This is a genomic window from Erythrobacter sp. (assembly GCA_019739335.1).
Lineage (GTDB): Bacteria > Pseudomonadota > Alphaproteobacteria > Sphingomonadales > Sphingomonadaceae > Alteraurantiacibacter.
The window spans coordinates 3,057,318-3,075,707 of record CP073261.1; the positions used below are offsets into that span (position 1 = coordinate 3,057,318).

The following is an 18,390-nucleotide window of genomic DNA, read 5'->3' on the forward strand; positions in this document are numbered from 1 at the left end:
ATGAGCGAAGCTGCTGCCGAAAAGCCCTTCGCGGGCAAGATCGCGCTTGTAACCGGAGCGAGCCGCGGCATCGGTGCGGCCACCGCCGCCGCACTGGCGGCCAAGGGCGCACACGTCATCATTACCGGACGCAAGGTGAAAGACCTCGAAGCGGTGGAGGATGCGATCCACAGCGCCGGGGGAAGCGCTACCATCGCTCCCATGGACCTGACCGAAAGCGATTCGATCGGGCGATTGGCGCAGGCCGTCGCCGAGCGCTGGCAGAAACTTGATTTCCTCGTCATAAGCGCGGCGCAATTGCCTACGCTGACTCCCGTTACGCAGATCGATGCCAAGCAGTTCAATCAAGCGCTGACGCTGAACGTCCTCGCCACGCAGGCACTGATCGCCGGATTCGATCCGCTGCTGAAGCGCGCCGAGGCGGGGCGCATAATCGGACTAACCAGCTCGGTTGGCAACGAGCCGCGGCCATTCTGGGGTGCCTATGGCGCCAGCAAGGCGGCATTCGAGAACCTGCTCGAGGCGCATGCACGCGAAGTCGAGCGCATTTCGCAGATCCGTGTTGCAATCGTCGACCCCGGCGCAACCCGCACTGCCATGCGCGCGCGCGCCTACCCAGGGGAAGACCCGCAAAGCGTCAAACCGCCAGAAACGGTGGGCGATCGCATCGCTGCGCTGTTGACGGAAGATTTCGCCAATCTTCATCGCGAGCGGGTTGATATTTGAGTCTCGACACCTTGGCGAGGGCTAAGCAAACAGGGATTCTATTGCCGAAACAACCACTGCGATTCCTGCGCGGATAATTTTACAGGCAGCGGTTGACCTAACTGAATCGCTGCCATCCCCTCATTGGTGAGATTGTATCCAGCCGATGAATAACCGGGCCTGCCAATTGGCGCGCGAATGAATATCAACGGGCGACCGAAGGGCGGGGACGGAGCTGCGAAACCTTCCGGGCTGCGGGCGACTTCAGAATCGCCTTCTTCATCTCCGCGGCATGCTGGAAGGCCCAATATCTCTCCACGATGAAGATAGCGACAGCATACTTCAGATATATCACCACCGCTGCGGTGAACTCCACGGTCACGAAATAGATCGCAACCATGCACAACAAAGCGTAGCGAGCGCCTGCGAACCGTTGATCAGAGGATGCGAGCTGTCGTTTCCTGACGAATGATAGAAAAGCGCCAAACAATGCCATTCCGAACGGGATCCCCAACCAACCGAAGTTGAGGTATAGTTCGCCAATACCACCGGGCGGGAAGCCTGTCAGCCCACCTGTCGTAAAGAGGTCTTGTGCGACAAAGGGGCCGAGACGAATATTCGGTTTGTCTTCCCACATCACGCGGGGGATGGGTGCCAACAAAAACGTTGCGTAGGTGGATCCCAGAAACAGCTCACTATCCGTATCCAGCCGATCAATGATCCCAGCCGTTTTTGCGGGATCGATAAAATAGGCACCTTCGAACGCATGGGTGGCGGACGCTTCGATAGCAGCGAAGACGCTAAGGTCCTGAATTCCTTGACCAGCCCTCGAACCATCACGTATTTGGCTCGAGAAGGAAACAAATATGAGTACTGTCGCAAGAATGCCGAGGCGTCCTGCAATCTTGATGGCCTTCGCTTCTGCAGAAAGCTTTTGCATGTGTCGAAAAGAAAGAACAATGAGAGCTACGATGATGATCGCCAAGATCGTATTTCGGCGACTTGACAAAAACATGGTAAGAGAAACAAAACCAATAGCCACCGTATAAATATTGACTTTCGTAAGCTTCTTCGACATGGCAAGCCAGTATATAAAGAATACAACCAGCCAGTCACCGCCAATAGCTAGAAAACCAAGCGCGCTCCTATCTCCTTCTTCATCAACAAAGAACTTTGTTGCGACGAATCTCAGGGATCTTATCTGCTCGATGAAGCCCATCTGTTGAAAATAGATAGCGATGAGGCCCAAGCTTAACGCGAAGAAGGCCCAATAGATAAAACGCCAATCAATGCGCGGAGCCGCGACCGGGCGTATTGACCCGCGCGAAGGCGAATAGGCACTTGCAAGGAAGTAGCCCGCAATCAGGCTGACCACCGCCAGGGTGATAGCGAACTGCCCGATGTCGATGATGTAAAAGGCCACCCAGTCGGGTCGGAAAGGCAGATCGTAAACCACCGCAAACCCGAGGTAAATGCACTTCAAGGTGTAACCGAGCAACCAAGTCCATGCCATCACTTTCAAAGGGGCCGGCCCCGGCCCCTTCGCCTCATACTGTGATGCTACGAATAACAGCAGCGTGGGCAGGACACCCAGGATGAAGATGGTGGCAGCGTACATTGTCACAGCCCGATCATCCTAGCTGGCCTTTTTGCGTCTGACGATACCATCGAATGGTGCGGCGCACCCCCTCCTCAAAGGAAATCGGCAGTGGACCGCATACCCTGCGGGTTAGCTCCATGTCGAATTGATATTCGGTTCGAATATTGCGCAGGCGGAAGCCGGTGAAGGGAGCCGGTAGCCCCAGGCGTCGAAGTACATCGCCAGCCAGCGCCAGGCCGCGCACAAGCGGGAGCGGAAAGGTCGGAGGTGGCCGCTTTCCGAGAGATTTGGCGCAGGCGTTGATGTAATCGCGCAGCGAGAACGGTTCATAATCGGCGAGGTAGAATACGTTACCCTGAATTGCACCCGCATCTGCGCGCAATAATTGCAGATATTGCCAGGCGATATTCTCCACGTAGAAGTAGCTCTTGTTGAGGGCGCCAGGGCCGGAATGAAAGAACAGGCCCTTGTCGATCAACCTCAGCACACTGGTATAATGTGGGCTCATTTCCGGGCCCCAGCCGGTGGTCGGGCGGGTCAGGCACCATGTCACTCCGCCGCCATCACATTCCCGAACGATCATCTCGGTGGCGATCTTGCTTTCACCATAGACGGTGGACGGAAGATATTCGTGGTCGCTCTTGGGTACGTGGCCAACACCGCAGACGAGTTGTGACGACGTGTAGATCGCCCTCGTCACGCTATCCGTTGCCGCTACCAGTTCGCACAAATTGCGGACGCCGCCACGGTTGGCCTCGTAATCCTCGAGTGTCTTGCCTTCGAGATCGGTGCGGGCTGCGAGGTGCAGCAGAGCCTGTGGGCGCACCTGCGCAAACGCCCGGTCCAGCCCCTCGCGATCGAGGAGATCGCAGTTGATGTGCTGCCAGGTGATTTCTCCCTGCGGCGCGCGCTGATCGAGCCCTGTTACTTCGTAACCCTCCGCCACCAGCAGACGGCACAGCCATTTGCCGATGAAGCCGGCATCACCTGTCACAAGGACACGCCCGCCGGCAGGCACCGGCAAATCGCGGCGATTGCTCGTCTCAGGCATAAAGGTCGAACCCCCAAGCTGCCCTGCGTTCAAGATAATAGGCTTCGAGCTCCTCGTCGAAGGCCTCCTGCCCTTCCCCGCTTGCGCCCTTCCGGGCAAAAACGAAGCCGTCCTTGAACTTGCTCCGGAACTGTTCGGAACTCTGTTCCTGCGCCTTTCGCGTTCTTTCGAGCGTGGACGCCTCCAGCGCAGAGGTGATTTCTGCGAGATCGGCGTCGATTCCGATGTGGCCGACGATCCGCGTGAACTCCTGCAACGGCTCTGCCCGCAGGTCTTCGTAGCGAATGATCAGCCCGGCATGCGGCTTCCACGAAGTATAAAAGCGCATGTAGCTGTCGAGCCCGAATTCAGGATGGCGAACCAGATCGTTCAGATCTCCGGCAAACCCGAATTCCTTCTTGGCGTTCGCATAATGCAGGAAGGACACCATCGTATCCCGCGGTTCGCGGGTAAACAGGACCGATGGGCGGCCTGCCCAGACGCGATTGTAAGGGCGGTGGGTTTTCAGGATGCGGTCGCTTGAGCGGAACGGCCACGGCTTGAAGAAGCTCGGATTGGCGAATTCGGGCATCGATGCATCGACCGCATCGAAGCTGAAATCACCGGCCCTGCCCATCTCGCGGGCAGCCAGGAGGTTGTAAAAGAATATGCGTACCCAGGTGCTGCCGGTCTTGGGGTAGAAGGCGAACACCTTGTCGCTGGCACGCAGGCCTGCAATGCTGCGTCCCCACAGCCATGCTTTTTCAGCAGCCCAGACGGGATTCCTGATGGCTCTGGCGATCTGCGGATTCATCTTTGCGGCAACTCCCTCAGGCGGTCGGTTCTTCGTAGCCGAGCCAGTCCATGGTCGGCGCGATGACGCGGCGTAACTTGTGCAATTGCTCTTCGGTCATCCCCGACAGGGCGTCCCGACGGGATTCGGCCATCCCAGGCTTGAACTCCTCGGCAAAATAAGTCCGGACTTCAGCGGTATAATCGAGGCCTAGAAAGCCCAGGACATCAATCATTTTCTGCTCGCTCAGATCCTCCAGCCGCACTTCATGATAGCGATCGGGTGCGATTGCCCGGGCATCGATGCGAGCCCGCTCCACGCAGGTGCGCCATTGCATCCCCGCCACCTCGATCAGATCCATTTCATTCACCATCTGCCGCAGTCCCGGCAGGCGCGGCCCCCACAATGTCCGCGGGCTATCGCCACTGCGGGGGATGACCCGGCTAATGAACTCTAGCGCATAATAGGGCAGTTGGCGGGGCTTCATCTGCTTCAGTCGCTGCTTCAGGATTGAATCCTTGGATCCCTTGTGCCCCTGCCCGATCCCCTTGGTGAAATTGCGCCAATACCAATGGATGGAGATCGCCGCATCGAAGCCGTTGCGTGTGATGTGGACATATCTGGCATCGGGAAATATCTTGTCGATGAAGGGCACCCGCAGGGAATTGCTGGGAGTTTTCTCCAATAGCCGATCGCCTTTCGCCGCCGCCACCGTCTTGCCGAAGTAATCGCGGATATGCGCCATGACTTCCGGTCGGGCGGCGCTGGCAGGCAGCAGGTCCGACAGTCCATCGTTCCCATAGCGCCATACCAGGCGTGGTTCCTTGACGTGGACAAGCGCGGGATGCGCTTCCAGCAACCGGCCCAGGACACTGGTACCCGCACGCGGCGCGCCAAGGATGATGACCGGGTTGCTGATCACAGGCCTGCCTCGGTCAATCCAGCTGCCAGGCACTTCGGAGGCGGGCTTCCGAAGGGCGCTGGTCGGCAGGCAATTGGGACAGCACACGGATGGTCTCATCCACTGCAGGTGCAAACAACTGGTTCAGCTTGCGGCGGTGTTCGCGCGGCAGGATATCCTTTCGCGGAGCAATGAGCGTCAGTCCCTGGTGCGCCCAGTTGCACAGCTTGGCCACAACTTTGCTCTTGGTCGAATTCTCGATGGCGAGAAGGATCCGGTTATAGCTGTTCTTCTTGGGGGCAGCGTTCAGACTGGGCGGTTCAAAGCTGTCATCGACGCCAAGGTAGCGATAGATTTCCTGCACTGCGGCCAGCCCGTTCTCCGCGATATCCTCGTAAAGAACGACCTTGATGTTTTCGGCTCCGAAAGTGTCGATGTAGCGTTGAATCTGCGGCCCGTAGAGGCTGCGCCCTACTGCCTGCCCGAGCGGCTCGGCAATGGGATCGGGAAAGCCCGGCCGGGAATTGAGGATATCGGCGATCCCCTCCTCCAGCGGCAAGTTGGGCAGATCGCCCTTGCGTAGCAGCCAGAAATAGCCCGAAACTGTGCGGTCCACCGGATGGCGCAGGCTGACCACCAGCTTTGCCCCCTCGGCGTAGGGTCGAAGCGCGAGATGCGCACCTTCATCCCACAGATATTCGACCGAGATGTCGCCAGTGGTCTGTCCCGGTTCAGGGTCGAACCGATCAAAGAACCATGCTTCGCCCCGCTCGCGCTGCACGGCTCCGCCGATATATCCCGCTTCGTACTTCTTGTCGGGTACACAGATGCCCGGATGATCCTTCAGGCAGTAGTACAACCACGAGGTCGCGCATTTCTGGGCGCCGATGACCACGTAATCAAGCTTTCGCGATTCCATTATTGTGCTTCCGTTGGAGCGGCCAGGGCCTCGGTGAAGTAAGGGGCGAAGCGCGACAGTTCCGCTTCTGCGACGTGATTGGCATCGGCAAAGATGGCGCGCCCGTCAAGAACCCAGTGACATTGCGCGCCGTCACAGATCGCCTCATGGGGCCGGACAAACCTTGCCCCAAGTCTTGCCTGCATGGGATTTACCACCATCGCGTGACGTGCAAGGAAGTCTTCCTGCGACACTGCGAGATCGCGCGCGAGGGGACGATTGAAGGCAATCGACCGGCTCACTTCGGATGCAACATCCCACCGGGGAGTGGGAACCGGCCCAACAAGGATCAACTCCTTGCCAACCGCCGCAAGTTGTTCGGTCCGGTAGGGGATCGTCGCCATGCTGCTACGCTCAACCGTGCTCGGGACGACCAGCGACGGCGCGCTCTACCACGGCCTGAACGCGATCGGTCCACTGTGCCTGGCTGGGAAAATAATTCAGCACCCATGGCACGGCCTCATCGCAAGCCCGGTCGAATTCCTCGGTGGGCATCGCCAGCATCCTTTGGCACTGTTCCAGCAGCTCTTCACGACTATCGAACCAGCTGATCGGAGCCTGGCCGAAGATATCGACCAGCCGGTTATGACGGCGCACGATCGGATGGGTTCGCGTGGCCAGCGCCTCGATCACCACCAGGGAACTGGTTTCCGATGCGAAATTGGTCGGAAAGATCATGAAATCGCAGCGCTCGTAAAAGCCGATCGGGTTGGAAAGATACCCCAGATACTCGACCTGAGGCATTGTCCCGATCTGCGCCAGGATCGCCTGGCCATAGGACTCATCTTCGATGGATGGGCCGCCGGCGACAACGAAATCCGCGCGATCACCGAAAGCCTCCGCCGCAGCGAGGAAGTGTTCGATACCCTTTTCGCGTGCGAAAGTGGAAATAAAGCCGAAGCAGCGCCGCCCACCACTGGATTTCGCCAACTCGGCCTGCCGGTCCTGCGCCAAGGCGGCGGTGACGAAGGCGGGCACGGGATTGCGCACAAATGTACTTCGTTCGGCAAGGCCCGGCACTGTGGGAACAAATACCTCGTTCACGAAGATGAACCTGTCCACCACGCGCAGGTAGAAGTCCTTGGTGCGGCCCCAGGAGCGGTTATCAAGGAAGAATTCGTCGAATTCTGCGCCATGCACATGGGCCACAATGGGCACTCCCCCCAGGACGAAGGGGAACAGCAGCAGTAAGTCCCGCAACATGCCGGAGTTGGAACGCGAGGCAGCGATATAGGCGGCATCGACACGCCCGGTCATGACCAGCAGCCACGCCCGCACGAACTGCATCGCCATCATCGGCAAGCCATACCATTTCTTGTGGCCCCAGAATTCGAAGAAATACGTCTCGGCCTTCGCACCTTGGCGGAAGGCCTCGGTCAGCCGACTTTGTCCGCCAATCGGCCCGGCGATCTGCCCGAGTATCGCAATCTTCACAGCTGCGCTCCTTCTGTACCGCGCTGAGCCGTTGCTGCACCCGCCAGCACCTTCACAACCCGAGGCATCGCCAACAGCGTCATCAAACCTGCAGCGCCTATGACCGCCAGGGTAATTCCAGCCGAAACCAGCGTCCAGTGATCGCCTTTGAGTAACAACCCGGGCAACGCGGACAGGAGCGCAACCGCAATAGGTAGCGCCATGATCGCGAACAGGCGGCCGAGACCGATGCCTATTTCCTGCGCCGTGTTTCGGGCAATCCAGCCAATATCCACGGCGAGAAAGCTGAACGAGAACGCCACGGCAATCCATTGCAGCGCCCGCTGCCCATCGGTGAAATGCACTGCCCCCCAGACGGCAACAATGTTGAACGCACCTGCGAGCAGGAGGTGCGGAGCAAACGCAATAACCTTGCCCCGACCCGAAAGGAATTTCATCCACCCTTCGGTGACGATGCTGGCAGCTATGCCGATCGACATGATGCGAAACAACTGTGCGGAATCTTCGAGGCGCCAGCCACTATCCGCCAGCGACTGGCCGAACCACAATTGCAGGATTGGCTCCACGAACAGGCTGATCACGAGTACGGAGAAGGCGGAAAACGCAGTCAGCAAATAGGTTGAGCGCAGTATCAGCGCGCGCGCGCTTGCTTCGGCAGACTGTTCGCCGCTACCGAAAAAGCGGGAAAACTGCGCGTCCAGACCGACCACCAATCCCATGGAAATCTGCCGTTGATATCCGATCAGCGTCATCACGATACTGATCGTCAGCGTCAGCCTCTCGCCCATCGAGTAATTGACCACCAGCGGTGGCCAGCGGGTGAACATTGTCGAGGCTACGATTACCGCAGCATTCCAACCGATGAATTTGGCGATCCAGCGTGAGGTTTCCTTGCGCATTGGAACCCGGCGAAGACGAAAATCGGTCCGCGTTCGGCCAGATAGCCACCATGTTACAATTTGCAGAAGGACGGTAAGTCCTGCTGCTATAAGGTAGAAGTATTGTAGTTTTTCATCAATGGAGATGCCATCAGGCAAGTAAAATACAAAAAGCGCCGGAAGCAGAACGAGTCCGCGCTCAAGCACCAGAAGAATATTATATGTTACCATCCGGTGCTCGATCATTAGCAGGTTGAGAAACACCATGCCGATGGAAGACGCAAAAGCCTTGATCGCTGTACTGAGTATGGCGATCGAAATTGTTTGGGCGGAAAGTGCCCCCAGATTTAGCTCGTCCGAGAAAAGCCAGAACACGCTGAACATCGCGAGTGACAAGATTGCGGCGAAGCAGCCGAACAGGAAGCTTGTCCAGAAAACCTCCGTGAAATCGTGGCTAGACTTCCCGTCTACGGTTAGGCCCAAAGCAGGCACCTGCGCATTCTGGAGCGCAAATTTGAACATCGCCGCTATGCCAGTGCTTGAAATCAGCAGCAGATAGATCAGCGCCGCATCAGACCCTATTTCGGCCATCAGGCGCACAGTGATAATCCCGAACGCAAAGGTCAGGATAAGGCGCGAATAATTGCTGATCAGCCTGACCATGGCGTAATGTCGCTAATTCCTGTTTGTGACTGGAGGTAGGCGGAGCGACTTAATGCCCTGACTTCTTGCGATATTCGGCCAATTGCGCACGCGTCCAGAGCGCCATGTATTTTTCCCGGCGCGGGGCGTGAAAATCGGCAAAACTGTCTGTGGGCGGGCCGAAGTTGAACGGCGCGGCCCCCAGATTGAGCGGGCGGTGCTTGCCGGTCACGATATCCCGGTTTGCTTCCACCTGCGGCATATTCGTAGTCAACAGATACTCGATATCGGAAGCGAGGAAGTTATCGACGAAACGCCAGATATCGGCGTTCGAGAGGTGGAAAAGAGCATCGCGGCACATCATCATTTTCGCACTCGGCAGCGGGTCCGAAGTGATATCCACGTGCCGGAACTCAATCCGGTCCGAAGCGAATTTCGCCCGCACCTCCTCGATAAGTTCGGGAACAATGTCAGCTCCGATGTAGTGAACGCCTTGAGGAAGCTCCACTTCCTTCATCCAGTTCCAGTCCCCACAGGGTGCATCAAGGAAAACGTCGACTTCATATTTTGTCAGGAAGCCGGGCAATTCGGCACGAATTTCCGTGGTAGCGTCCAGCGTCGATCCGGCACCGCTAACGCTTTCCCCATTGGCAAACCACCAGCCGCTCTTGAAATGATCGGTGAAGCGCTCCTGCATGGAAAGCCCTTCAAGCTTGCGATCGAGGAATTTCCCCTTGAAGAAGCGCCGGATTGTCTGAAGCATCGGAAAACCTTCTGTCTGTTATCTACTGCCCCACTCTACTTCATAGGCGGGCGTGAAATGGTCTATGTTGCACCTGCACAATGCGCGCAACATGTAAAAGCGTGGAGTTGGAATCTGCCGTTGGGTAAAAGGTCTTCCCGGTTGGAGAGGACCCTGCGCAACCTTGTGCCATTGACCTTGATCGAAGTGATATCGGTGATTGCCGGGTATTTTGCAGGTCTACTGCACCCTGACAAGGGATTGCGTGCCGAGGAGCGGGTGCGTGGCCGCCTGATCGGACTGCGTAACAACTACGGTTGTAGCGGCATCGGTCGCGGCGTGCTTCTTGACTCTCCTCATCATATCACCCTCGGACCAGGCAGTGCTCTGCGATCAGGGGTAAAAATCAACATCAGTTCGCACGGCTGGTGCAAGATCGGCGCACACACGCACATCTCGCACAACTCGATCATTTCGGCCGCAGGCGGAGTTGAGATCGGCGATCACTGCGGCGTTTCCGCCCACGTTTCCATATTCTCGCGTACGTACGACCGGTCGGGCGGAATCGCACTCAAGGATGCGACAACGCATTACGCGCCGGTAAAGATCGGCAATGGCGTGCATATCGGAATGGGAGCTCGCATCCTGCCGGGCGTCACCATCGGCGATCATGCAGTGTTGGGAGCGGGTGCCGTTGTCACCAAAGATGTGGCCGCGGGAACGACCGTCGTTGGTGTACCCGCCCGCCCGACCAACTCGCCCTTGCTGGGTGGATTGGCAGAAGATGCAACAAACCCTGCTGCAGAGCACCATTAACGCGGCGTTAGTTACATCTGGTAAGCCGGAGGTAAGCAATTCCCGACATCTTGTGCAAAGTATGGCTCGAAACGCCGAGCCGACCATTGCACCTTGTGGAGTTGCAGGCACCATGACAATCACGCGAGACACGCTCAGCCGATATGCCAGGGTTGCGCAGGAAGATCGCAGCGCCCCACGCACGCGGATCATGATTCCAGCACAACTGCGTGCTTCGGGCAGCCGCGGCTTTCACACCGTGGTGAACGACCTCTCACTGTCGGGCTTTTCAGCGACAGCGGTGAACCGGATGCACCCCGGATCGATCTGCTGGCTGACCCTGCCGGGGCTGGAATCGCTGCAGGCCGAAGTGGTGTGGTGGGAAGGTGGCATGGCCGGCTGCGCCTTTGCCAACCTGCTCAGCCCGATCGTGCATGACAATGTGCTGGCGCGCTATCGCGGGGATGGGACTTTTCAGGGGTAGGTCGGAGCCAACGCCTGGCTTTCGTCATTCTCTAGGTTCGCTCATGCTGTTTACCAAGTCCTGCGGGTCCTAATCCCGCTCCACCGCCTTAGCCTTGCGCGTCGAGAACATCCCCGTCGTGTCCACCACCGCCTTCGTCAGATAGCTATCCCCCTCCAACCGCTTGAACTGACGGTGACCGACGAGGAAGGTGACGATATCGGCGGCTTCACGGGCTTCGTCCGAGGTCACCAGCCGCACGTTCGCGCGGCCTGCCAGAACGGGCGGCAGCGCGGAGAGGTTCGGCTCCACCACCAGCACCTGCGCGCCGTCTATCCCCGCCACTGCCTCGACAATCTCCAGCGCCGGGCTTTCGCGCACGTCGTCCACGTCGGGCTTGTAGGTGATGCCGTAGCAGGCAATCGTCGGCACCTTGAACCGGTCCGCCAGTGCGCGGATGTTCTCCACCACGCGGTGCGGCTTGTCGTCGTTGACCACGCGGGCCATGCGGATCAGGCGGGCTTCGGCGGGCGCGCTGGAAACGATGAACCAAGGGTCCACCGCGATGCAGTGGCCGCCCACCCCTGCCCCCGGCATTAGGATGTTCACGCGCGGATGCTGGTTCGCCAGTTCGCGCACCTGCCAGACATCGGTGCCCAGCTTGTCGCAGATGATCGAAAGCTCGTTGGCGAAGGCGATGTTGACGTCACGATAGGCGTTTTCGGACAGCTTGCAGAGTTCGGCCACGCGCGAGTCGGTGATGTAGCAGGTGCCCATCACGAAGGATTGGTAGAGCCGCGCAGCCTTGTTGGCGCAGTCGGTAGTCAGCCCGCCGATGATGCGATCGTTGCTGACGAGTTCGCGCAGCATCTGACCCGGCAGGATGCGTTCGGGGCAGTGACACAGCGCCACGTCCGCCTCGCGGTCCTCGTCACGGTAGCGCGGGAAAGTGAGATCAGAGCGTTCTTCGGCGAAGATCTCCGCCAGCCGTTCGGTCGATCCGACGGGGGAAGTCGATTCGAGGATGACCACGTTGCCCTTGGCCAGCACCGGCGCGATCGTTCGCGCGGCGGCTTCGACATAGGCCATGTCCGGTCCTTCGTTCACCATCGGCGTGGGGACGGCGATGATGAAAAATTCCGCCGGTTCGGGCGTGGTGGTGGCGCGCAGGCGACCGGTTTCAACCGCCGCGCTGAGCAGCATCTGCAGGTCTGGCTCCTGAAAATGCGCTTGGCCCTCGTTGACTTTGGCGACCACGCTTTCGTTGACATCAAGGCCAATCACTTCGTGACCCCGGCTCGCCAGCATGGCTGCGGTCGGCAGGCCGATATAGCCGAGGCCTACGGTACAGACTTTCATCGTGCAGGAGCTTTCACGAAGCGGGCGACGCTGGCGGCGATCTGCGTCGCTGCCGTGCCGTCGCCATAGGGGAATACTTTTCGCGCGCAGGCGGTGTAGTGCGCCGGGTCGTCCAGCAGGCGGCTCGCTGCGGCGACAATGGTGACGACATCGGTGCCGACCAGCTGCGCGACTCCGGTCGCGACGGCTTCGGGCCTCTCGGTCACATCGCGCATCACCAGCACCGGCTTGCCCAGCGCGGGCGCTTCTTCCTGAATGCCGCCGCTGTCGGTGAGGATCAGGTGCGCGGCCTGCATCAGCGCCACCATTTGCACGTAATCGACAGGCGGAATCAGATGGATAGCATCCGTGCCGCCCAGCCGCGCCTCGACCACGGTCTTGACCTGCGGGTTGAGATGGACCGGATAGACCACCTGCACATCGCCGCGCGCCGCCAGTGCTGCCAGCGCATCGCAAATCCGGTCGAACCCGTCGCCGAAACTCTCGCGCCGGTGGCCGGTGACGAGCACCAGCTTTTTGGCGGGATCGAGCGCGAGGCCGAGCGAATCGAGTTCGCCGCCTTGCAAACCGCCCGCTACGTGCAGCAGCGCGTCGATACCGGTGTTGCCGGTCACTTCGATAGCGCGCTCACCGGGACGCTCCCGGCGCAGGTTCTCCGCCGCGCCGTCTGTGGGAGCCCAGAGCAGTTCCGCTGCCGCGTCGATGGAAATGCGGTTGTATTCCTCCGGCCACGGCCGCGCGATATCGTGGCTACGCAGTCCCGCCTCGACATGCCCCACCGGCACGCGGTTGTAGAAGGCCGACAGCGCCGCTGCCATCGCGCTGGTGGTGTCGCCGTGGACCAACACGAGGCCGGGCTGATGCTCGGCGATCTGGCGATCCATCTCGCGCATGACCCGCGCAGTGATGTCGGACAAAGTCTGCCCCGGCGTCATCAGGTCGAGATCGATGTCGGCCCGCTCCCCGAACACCGCGAACACCTGGTCGAGCATTTGCCGGTGCTGGCCGGTGGTGACGACTTTCAGATCGACTTCGGGCAAGTGCCGCAGCGCGCGCACCACGGGCAGCATCTTGATCGCTTCCGGACGCGTGCCGATCACGAGGAGGACGGGCGTCACGCTTTGCGCGCCGACGAGAGAATGGGGGCTGAGTTCGACCACGCGCCCGCCCTAGCGCAGCGGCGTAAAAATAGTCCTACCGCTCGATTCACCGTACCATTGGTTCCGCCGGTGCGCCGACCACTTCACCATCAACCCCGCGCCTTGCATCCACCGCCGCTTGCACCGCTGCATAAAAGCGGTTCCGCTCGGCCCCGGTGCCGTCGTTGCCGGTCGATTGCCGCCAGTTGGAATGTGTCGCGATCACCAGATTGCGCGCCGGATCGACGAAGATGCCCTGCCCGAACAGCCCGCTGGCGGCGTATACGCCGCCCGGATAGGTCCACCACTGGTACGCGTAGCCGCGCCCCATCCGCCCGCTTTCGAACGCCGGAGTGGTCGCCTCGGCGAACCAGCCTTCGGGCACAACCCGCTCGCCACCCGCCATCCCGTCGCCCATCGCGAACAGGCCGAAGCGCGCCATATCCCGCGTGCTCGCCTGGATGCAGCAGCCGGAAATCTCACTGCCTCCTGCGGAGAGCAGCCACGTTGCATCCTGCTCCATCCCGAACGGTGCCCAGATCTTTTCGGACAGGTAATCGGCCAGGTCGCGCCCGGTCGCCTCGCGTACCAGCACGCCAATCAGATTGGTCTCCCCGGTGTTGTAATTCCACCGCGTGCCCGGCTCCGCTTCGCGCGGCAGCTGGCGCATGTAATCGACCAGCGGATCGATGGCCGGATCGTCAGGAACATGCTCGGCGAAACGCGCGACATCGCTCTGCGGATCGCCATAATCCTCGTTCCAGCGCACCCCGCTGCTCATGGTCAGCACTTGCCGGATCGTCACGTCATCATAGGCGGAGCCGCGCATTTCGGGGATGTAGCGGCTCACCGGATCGTCGAGGCTCTCGATATGCCCGTCGAGCACCGCCGCGCCGACCAGCGTGGAGGTGAAGCTCTTGGCAGCGGAGAAGCTGGTCCACTTGCCCTCGCGGCTGAACCCGAGCCCGTAGCGTTCGAGCAACACTTCGCCATCGAGCACCACCACCACCCCGGCGGCGTTTTGTCCCTCCATGAAGGCGTCCATATCGAACCCCGGCAGCGCCAGCGGCGCGCCATCAGGCAGCGGATAGGTCGCTTCGCCCGATTCAATCACCCGCGCTTCGGCGAGTGCGGGAAAGGCATCAAGCGCGCGGAAAGCGGCGTTGCGGGTTTCGACATCCCAGAACAGCACGTTGCGATCGGTGGGCATGTTGGCGAGCAATGCGCGCTGGTCCTGATCGAGCGCGGCGAAGGCGATGCCGCCTCCGGCAACAAGCGCCACTGCCACACCGATCAGCCACTTCTTCATGCCGCATCTCCCTTCACCAGCGTGACCTGGCTGACCGTGATCGCCCCGCCGCGAAACCCGCCTTCGCAATACATCAGGTAGAACCGCCAGAGATCGCGAAATCGTCGATCAAAGCCGGGGGGCAGGCGATTCTCTGCCGCCGCCTTTTCGAAATGATCGCGCCAGATCCTCAGCGTCTCGGCATAGTCGAGGCCGAAATCCTCCTGCCCGGTCCATGCCAGTCCGCGCGCCTCGGCTAGTCGGCGAAATTCGCTGGTGCGGATCAGCATTCCGCCGGGAAAGACATAGGCCTGGATGAAATCGGCGCTCTTCGCATAAGCATCGAACAGGTCGTCGCGCATGGCGATGAACTGGATCGCCGCGCGCCCGCCCGGTTTCAGGTTGCGGGCGAGGCAGTCCATGAACGCGGGCCAGTATTCACGCCCCAGCGCCTCGACCATCTCGACGCTGACCACGGCATCGAACTGGCCCGCGGTATCGCGGTAATCCTGCTTCAGGAACTGCACCGCCGGATGGCGCTGCCGCGCCCAGTCCAGTTGCGCGTCGGACAGGCTGATAGCAGTCACTTGCGCCCCCTGCGTGGCGAAATGCCCGGACAGTGCACCCCAGCCGCAACCGATTTCGAGCAGGTTGGCCGGATTGCCAAGGCGCTCGGCCAGCCGTTCCCACTTGCGGTGCTGGCCTGCCTCAAGATCGTCACTCGCCAAGGCATAGGCAGAGGAATAGCTCATCGTCGGATCGAGCCACGCGGCGTAGAAATCGTTGCCGAGATCGTAGTGTGCGTGGATATTGCGCTCCGCCTGCGCCTTGGTGTTGCGGTTCAGCGCGTGCAGAGCCTTTGCCGCCCAGCGCCACGGGCCTTTCGCGCGCGCGGTGTCGCCCAGCGAAGCCGCGTTATCGACAAACAGCGCGAAGAAGCTGACCGGGTCATCGCTCGACCATTCGCCCGCTTCCCACGCCTGATACAGCCCCACCGAACCGCCCAGGGCCACCCGCAGTAGCCCGCGCCAGTCGTGCAGCGTCACCGCGCACTCGAACCCCGGAGCGCGCCCGCCCAGCTTGCGCCGCGTGCCATCGGGCAGCGTGCCGTAAAGCGTCCCGCGCACCAGTCCGGCATCGATCCGGTCGAGCAACCTGCCCGCCGCAGGAGCCAGCGCGCGCGCCAGCCAGCCGGGTTCCACCCGGTAGCGCCGCCCACTGTCGAGCAGCGCGCCGCCTCTTGCCCTTTCAGCCTCCATCCAAGGCCTTATGGCGAGACGACCATCGCGGAGCAAGGCGTGGTCAGGACTTGTTCGCCCGATAGGCCGCCAGCGCCCGCTCGCGCGCCTCCTTGTGGCCGATCACCTTGCGCGGATAGTCTTTCGGCTTGCACCCGCTGGCTTGGGGATCGTGGACGTAGGGATCGCTCAGCCCGGCCAGTTCGGGCACCCATTGGCGGATATAGGCACCCGCGTTGAACTTCTCGCTCTGGCTGAGCGGGGCCATGATGCGGACGAACATGTTGCTGTCCACCCCGGTGCCGCTGACCCATTGCCAGTTGGTGGCGTTGCTTGCGTAATCGGCGTCCACCAGCGTGTCCCAGAACCACTTCTCGCCTTGCCGCCAGTCGATCAGCAGATGTTTGACGAGGAAGCTGGCAGCGATCATCCGCACCCGGTTGTGCATCCAGCCGGTGGTCCAGAGCTGGCGCATTCCGGCATCGACGATGGGATAGCCGGTGCGGCCCTGCTGCCAGGCCTTCAGGTCTGCCGCGACTTCCTCGCTTGCGGTGGGATCGCGCCACAGGCCTTCATCATAGCCATCGCGATAGCTCTCTTCGCCGTAACGGGGAAACTGGCAGGCGAGGTTCTGCGCATAGTCGCGCCAGACCAGTTCAGCGCGGAAGATTCGCGCGCCGCCGCTGGAATGGGCCCGCATTCGCTCCCACAGCATGCGCGGGGAGACTTCGCCGAAATGCAGGTGTGGGGAAAGGCGGCTGGTGGCGTCCATACTCGGCAGGTTGCGGTCGTCGGTGTAGCCGGAGACTACCTCGAGGAATTGGTCGAACCGTTCCATCGCCGCGGCGGTGCCGTGTTCGTCCGCCCAAGCCTCGCGCATTCCGCCTGCCCAGTCGGGCTTGGTCGGGAGCAGGCTCCAATCCTCCAGCTGATCCGAAGCGGGCCAGCTTTCCGGTGAAGTAAGGCTCGGTTCGGGAAGGATATCATAGCCGTCGATCGCCGCGAACATCGCATCCTTGAACGGGGTGAAGATCTTGTACGGCGTGCCCGATCCGGTGGTGACGCTGCCCGGCGGGAGGAGGTAATTGCCGTCATCCAATTGCAGGTCGAGCCGCTCCTTCAGCTTGCCCTGCTCCTTGCGCCACCACGGTTCGTAATGGCGCAGGGCGTGGACAGTGCGCGCGCCGGTCTCCTGCGCCAGCTTGCACAGTTCCTCGACGGCGTTCCCGCGCCGCAGCACCAGTTGCGAATGGTGGCGGGCGAGATCGCGCGAGAGGCTTTCGAGCGCGTGGTGCAGCCACCAGCGGCTCGCCCCGCCCATCTTGCGCTGGCCGGGAGTCTCGTCATCGAGAATATAGGCCGGTATCACCGGCCCGCGCGCGGCAGCAGCGGTGAAGGCGGCCTGATCGCACAGACGCAGATCACGCCGGAGCCAGACGATTTGGGGTTCGGACATGGCGCTCCCCTATCAGTTCGCGCCCGGTTCCGAACACAGACCATCGGGCAGGATCACACTGAATTGGCCGTCACGCACCGCATAGTATCGCGCATCGCTCAACTGCCAGCGCCCGTCCTCAAGCCGACCGAGCACCGGCGCGCGGCTCCAGAACAGAAAGGCATCGACCTGCGTGCTTTGCGCGCGGGCAGCGGCAAGATCGCAGGAGGACAGCGGCATGTTGCCAATCTTTTCAGTGCCGATGAGAAATTTCTCAGGTTGATCTTCAAGGATCATCTCCCTGCGCCACGAAAATAATGGCTCGGGACTGGCGATCGAATTCAGCGGATAACTCCCCGTTGATTCAGCAATGAGTTCGTCACGCCAAGTGATCGCTGCATTCATCCCGATATAGCCCAGCACACCCGCCAACACGCCCCTCGCCAGCCCCCGCCAGTCGCCGCCGCGCTTCTCGCGTCGCAGCGAGAACCACAGGCCCAGCCCCATCCCCAGCCACAGCCAAACGTCGATGATAAACAGCACATCGCCATAGAACCAGCGGCTGGAGAATGGCTCCAGCAGGCGGATGCCGTAGACGTTCATCCAGTCGAGCGCGGGGTGCGTCAGGCAGCCGATAAAGGCGAGCGCGAACAGCCAGCCGAAATGCACGGGCAGCCGCCCCTCCGGCCGCTTCCCGCGTGAGGTCTGCCAGCGGTCCCAGCCCCACAAAAGTCCTGCCAATATCAGCGGCAGGATTACCAGCGCGGGTGGCCCGTGGGTAATCCCCCGGCGGAACGCGAGATGTTCCACTCCCTCCAGCCAGAAAAAGCACGCCGCATCGACATCGGGCAGGTTCGCCCCGATAATCAGCGCGGGCATGGCCAGCCCGGTCTTTTTCTTGAGGCCCGCCTGCCCGATCAGTGCGCCCACGAGCGAATGGGTGAGATTGTCCATTGCCCGACTTTTGCCCAAGTGGCCGCCATCAGCAAT

Annotated in this window: 18 protein-coding genes; 3 read left to right on the forward strand and 15 right to left on the reverse strand. The window is 60.8% G+C overall.

What is annotated here, in order from left to right; all coding sequences use genetic code 11:
- A complete protein-coding gene (locus tag JY451_14975; protein QZH74924.1) occupies positions 1-726 on the forward strand; it encodes an SDR family NAD(P)-dependent oxidoreductase in 726 nt (241 codons plus the stop codon).
- A 184-nt stretch (positions 727-910) separates the two neighbouring features.
- Here the strand turns inward: JY451_14975 and JY451_14980 are convergent, their stop codons facing one another.
- From JY451_14980 to JY451_15020, 9 genes are read right to left on the reverse strand one after another with little or no spacing between them, the layout of a single operon-like run.
- Entirely contained in the window at positions 911-2,323 is a 1,413-nt protein-coding gene (locus tag JY451_14980; GenBank protein QZH74925.1) for an oligosaccharide repeat unit polymerase, read from the reverse strand.
- Between the two features lie 13 nt (positions 2,324-2,336).
- Positions 2,337-3,356, reverse strand: a complete 1,020-nt coding sequence (locus JY451_14985) for an NAD(P)-dependent oxidoreductase (GenBank protein QZH74926.1) — start codon at positions 3,354-3,356, stop codon at positions 2,337-2,339.
- A complete protein-coding gene (locus JY451_14990; protein QZH74927.1) occupies positions 3,349-4,149 on the reverse strand; it encodes a sulfotransferase domain-containing protein in 801 nt (266 codons plus the stop codon). Before JY451_14990 ends, JY451_14985 begins: the two co-directional genes overlap by 8 nt.
- 16 nt (positions 4,150-4,165) lie before the next feature.
- Positions 4,166-5,050, reverse strand: coding sequence for a sulfotransferase (locus tag JY451_14995; protein ID QZH74928.1), 885 nt, complete (start codon positions 5,048-5,050; stop codon positions 4,166-4,168).
- 13 nt (positions 5,051-5,063) lie between these two features.
- Positions 5,064-5,948 (reverse strand): sulfotransferase domain-containing protein, encoded by an 885-nt coding sequence (locus JY451_15000; protein QZH74929.1) that lies wholly within the window; start codon positions 5,946-5,948, stop codon positions 5,064-5,066.
- Positions 5,948-6,331 carry a hypothetical protein gene (locus tag JY451_15005; GenBank protein ID QZH74930.1) on the reverse strand — a complete coding sequence of 128 codons (384 nt, stop codon included), beginning with the start codon at positions 6,329-6,331 and terminating at the stop codon, positions 5,948-5,950. The genes JY451_15000 and JY451_15005 overlap by 1 nt, the downstream gene beginning before the upstream one ends.
- A 10-nt stretch (positions 6,332-6,341) precedes the next feature.
- The gene (locus JY451_15010) at positions 6,342-7,421 is read right to left on the reverse strand and encodes a glycosyltransferase family 4 protein (protein ID QZH74931.1); all 1,080 of its coding nucleotides are present in this window, start codon (positions 7,419-7,421) and stop codon (positions 6,342-6,344) included.
- Positions 7,418-8,962 carry a hypothetical protein gene (locus tag JY451_15015; GenBank protein QZH74932.1) on the reverse strand — a complete coding sequence of 515 codons (1,545 nt, stop codon included), beginning with the start codon at positions 8,960-8,962 and terminating at the stop codon, positions 7,418-7,420. The genes JY451_15010 and JY451_15015 overlap by 4 nt, the downstream gene beginning before the upstream one ends.
- Positions 8,963-9,011: 49 nt before the next feature.
- Positions 9,012-9,638 (reverse strand): class I SAM-dependent methyltransferase, encoded by a 627-nt coding sequence (locus tag JY451_15020; GenBank protein ID QZH74933.1) that lies wholly within the window; start codon positions 9,636-9,638, stop codon positions 9,012-9,014.
- Between the two features lie 123 nt (positions 9,639-9,761).
- Between JY451_15020 and JY451_15025 the strand changes: the two genes are divergently transcribed.
- Positions 9,762-10,499: an acyltransferase gene (locus tag JY451_15025; protein QZH76755.1), complete on the forward strand. Its 738-nt coding sequence runs from the start codon at positions 9,762-9,764 to the stop codon at positions 10,497-10,499.
- 112 nt (positions 10,500-10,611) lie between these two features.
- Positions 10,612-10,962, forward strand: a complete 351-nt coding sequence (locus JY451_15030; protein ID QZH74934.1) for a PilZ domain-containing protein — start codon at positions 10,612-10,614, stop codon at positions 10,960-10,962.
- A gap of 69 nt (positions 10,963-11,031) precedes the next feature.
- On the opposite strand, the gene wecC is transcribed toward JY451_15030, so the two are convergent.
- The 6 genes from wecC to JY451_15060 all read right to left on the reverse strand — a co-directional run bounded on the left by wecC (position 11,032) and on the right by JY451_15060 (position 18,354).
- On the reverse strand, positions 11,032-12,300 hold the full coding sequence (gene wecC, locus JY451_15035; GenBank protein ID QZH74935.1) for a UDP-N-acetyl-D-mannosamine dehydrogenase: 1,269 nt from the start codon (positions 12,298-12,300) through the stop codon (positions 11,032-11,034).
- The gene (wecB, locus tag JY451_15040) at positions 12,297-13,418 is read right to left on the reverse strand and encodes a UDP-N-acetylglucosamine 2-epimerase (non-hydrolyzing) (GenBank protein ID QZH76756.1); all 1,122 of its coding nucleotides are present in this window, start codon (positions 13,416-13,418) and stop codon (positions 12,297-12,299) included. The genes wecC and wecB overlap by 4 nt, the downstream gene beginning before the upstream one ends.
- 88 nt (positions 13,419-13,506) lie before the next feature.
- On the reverse strand, positions 13,507-14,748 hold the full coding sequence (locus JY451_15045) for a beta-lactamase family protein (GenBank protein ID QZH74936.1): 1,242 nt from the start codon (positions 14,746-14,748) through the stop codon (positions 13,507-13,509).
- Positions 14,745-15,986, reverse strand: a complete 1,242-nt coding sequence (locus JY451_15050) for a class I SAM-dependent methyltransferase (protein QZH74937.1) — start codon at positions 15,984-15,986, stop codon at positions 14,745-14,747. The genes JY451_15045 and JY451_15050 overlap by 4 nt, the downstream gene beginning before the upstream one ends.
- Before the next feature lie 43 nt (positions 15,987-16,029).
- Positions 16,030-17,421, reverse strand: coding sequence for a deoxyribodipyrimidine photo-lyase (locus tag JY451_15055; GenBank protein ID QZH74938.1), 1,392 nt, complete (start codon positions 17,419-17,421; stop codon positions 16,030-16,032).
- A gap of 12 nt (positions 17,422-17,433) precedes the next feature.
- Entirely contained in the window at positions 17,434-18,354 is a 921-nt protein-coding gene (locus tag JY451_15060; protein ID QZH74939.1) for a metal-dependent hydrolase, read from the reverse strand.
- Between the last annotated feature and the right edge of the window lie 36 nt (positions 18,355-18,390).